Here is a 2,450-nt window from a genome sequence, read left to right as displayed (position 1 = left end):
GCCATGAGCCGGGCGGTGGGCGTCGCGTCTTCGGGCGCGGGCTGGGCGGGCCCGAACGCGCCCGGCCGCCTCAGCGCACCCTCCGGCACCGACTCCACCAGCTCGCGGCAGAACGCCAGGAGGTCCTGCGGCAGTTCGACCAGCCTGCCCTGCGAGCGGTGCAGGTCCCAGCTGTGGATGGCCAGGTCCGAAACGGGATAGGTCAGCGCCCGGTGCAACGGGACCTCGCCCTGCGGCGACGTTCGGGGCGCGTCGAGGTCGGCGCCCGGCAGGGCGTCCCGCAGTCGGGCGGCCAGTTCGCGAAGCCGCGCCGACGGGTCCTCACACACCCAGTCGGCGGGCTCGGAGCGGCCCCAGATCTCCCCGTCCTCGAGGAGTGCCACGATCTTCGCCGCGCTCCCGGTGGCGTGACCGACGAGGTCACGCACGCTCCAGCCGTCGAGGTTGGACGGCCGGTCCCAGCTCTCCGGCGGAGTCTGCGCCACGGCCTCGATGAGCAGGTCCAGCGATGCGACGGCCAGCCTGCCGATCCGTGCGGTCGGGTCGTTCACGACCACAGCTTAGGGCCCCGCAACCGGTCCTGGCATGCGCGAGCCGAGCGGGGCCGGGCCGGTCAGCGGCGGATGAAGCCGAGGTCGGTCGCGGTGGCGACGGCGGCGGTGCGCGAGTCGACGCCGAGCTTGGTGTAGATGCGGGAGAGGTGGGATTTGACGGTCGCCTCGGTGAGGTGGAGGCGGTGGCCGATGGCCTGGTTGGACAGGCCGTCGGCCACCAGCGCGAGGACTTCGGTTTCGCGCCGGGTCAGTGCCGTGCCGGGCGTGCGCAGCCGGTTCATGAGCCGGTCGGCGACCGCGGGGGCCAGGGTGGTGCGGCCCGCGGCGGCCGTGCGCACGGCGGCGGCCAGGTCCTCGGGAGGGGCGTCCTTGAGGAGGTAACCGGTGGCACCGGCCTCGATGGCGGGCAGCACGTCGGCGTCGGAGTCGTAGGTGGTGACGATCAGGACACGGGGGGCACCCGTGCGGGCGGTGATCGCGGCGGTGGCCTCGGCGCCGTTCATCCCCTTGCCGAACTGCAGGTCCATCAGCACGACGTCGATGTCGCCCTCGGCGGCGCGGGCCACGGCGGCCTCGGCGGTGGCGGCCTCGGCCACCACGGCGAGGCCGGGTTCGGTCTCCAGCACGGCCCGCAGCCCGGCTCGCACCACGGGGTGGTCGTCGGCCAGCAGGAGCCGGATGGGGATGTCGGTCACGGGCGGGCCTCGTGGTCGGTCCGTGCGGGCAGGGGGAGCGGCATCCGGGCGGTGAGGGCGGTGCCGCGGCCGGGTGCGGATTCGACGGTCAGGGTACCGCCGAGAGACTGCATGCGGGCGCGCATGGCCGCCAGCCCGAAACCGCCGCTTTCGGCGTCGGGGACGGGCAGCCGATTGGGGTCGAAGCCGCTGCCGTCGTCGACGACCTCAAGGGCGACCTGGTCGCCGAGATAGGCGAGGGTGACCTCGGCGGTGGTGGCGTTGGCGTGGCGCATGGTGTTCGCGAGGGCCGACTGGGCGATGCGCAGCAGAGCGACCTCATGGGCGGTCGGCAGCGGTGCCGGCTCTCCGGTGAGGTGGAAACGCGCGGTGATCCCATGCTGGGCGCTGGTGGTGCACAGGCGCTCCAGCGCGCCGGAAAGGGTGGTCCCGTCCAGGGAAGGGGGCGTGAGAGCGGCGACGAACCGGCGGGCCTCGGCGAGGTTGTCCACGGCGGCCTGGCGGGCCTGGTCCACGTACTGCGCGGCGGCACCAGGCCGGTCGGGGAGGGCCCGTTCGGCGGCGCGGAGCAGCAACTGGATGCTGGAGAGCCCCTGGGCGAGGGTGTCGTGGATCTCGCGGGCCAGACGCTCGCGCTCGGCCAGCACCCCGGCCGTGTGCTGCGCCCGCGCCAGCCCGGCGCGGGTGGCCGTGAGCTCCTCGATCAGGCGCCTGCGTTGTTCGCTCTCCCGGTACAGGGCCTGGTACCCCCACACCACCGCCACGGCGACGGCGGCGCCGAGCGCCGGGCCGATGGCCATCGCCGGGCTGAAGGAGCCCTGGTGCACGGCGAAACCGGTGATCGCGGCGAGCGCCGTCGCGGCCACGGCGGACAGACCGGCGCGGCGGGACAGCAGGTGGAGCTGGAGGAAGTACAGCGGGAAGGCGACCCACACCCCGTCCGCGGACAGAGCCAGCAGCACCAGCCACAGTGCGCCCACGGCGGCCAGCCACCACGCGGCGGCCCGCCGGGAGAGGTGGATGCGGGGCAGGAGCGGCCCGGCCGTGTACACCAGCCCGCACACCACCGCCACGGCGACGACCCACCCGGCATGCGGGCGGCCGTCGGCCACGGCCCGGGCGGCGGCCAGGGCGAGCAGGGCGACGATCAGCAGGTGCAGGCACCAGGCCAGGGCACGGGTGGTCGGGGTCAGGGTGGGGA

3 protein-coding genes are annotated in these 2,450 nt (G+C 74.8%); all 3 read right to left on the bottom strand.

Going from position 1 to position 2,450, the window contains the following annotated elements; genetic code table 11:
• Window positions 1-551, bottom strand: a 551-nt coding sequence (locus FNH05_RS36080) for a TIGR03086 family metal-binding protein (RefSeq protein ID WP_144593322.1), incomplete at its 3' end; no start/stop codon positions are given.
• Window positions 552-613: 62 nt separating this feature from the next.
• Window positions 614-1,249 carry a response regulator gene (locus FNH05_RS36075; protein WP_144593321.1) on the bottom strand — a complete coding sequence of 212 codons (636 nt, stop codon included), beginning with the start codon at window positions 1,247-1,249 and terminating at the stop codon, window positions 614-616.
• A partial coding sequence (locus FNH05_RS36070; RefSeq protein ID WP_342781653.1) for a sensor histidine kinase occupies window positions 1,246-2,450 on the bottom strand: 1,205 nt, incomplete at its 5' end. The genes FNH05_RS36070 and FNH05_RS36075, both read right to left, overlap by 4 nt.

The sequence above is a fragment of the Amycolatopsis rhizosphaerae genome (genome assembly GCF_007713715.1).
In the GTDB taxonomy this organism is placed as follows: Bacteria; Actinomycetota; Actinomycetes; order Mycobacteriales; family Pseudonocardiaceae; genus Amycolatopsis_E; species Amycolatopsis_E rhizosphaerae.
The sequence above is the reverse complement of the archived record's forward strand: the minus strand, read 5'-3'. Positions and strand labels throughout refer to the sequence as shown.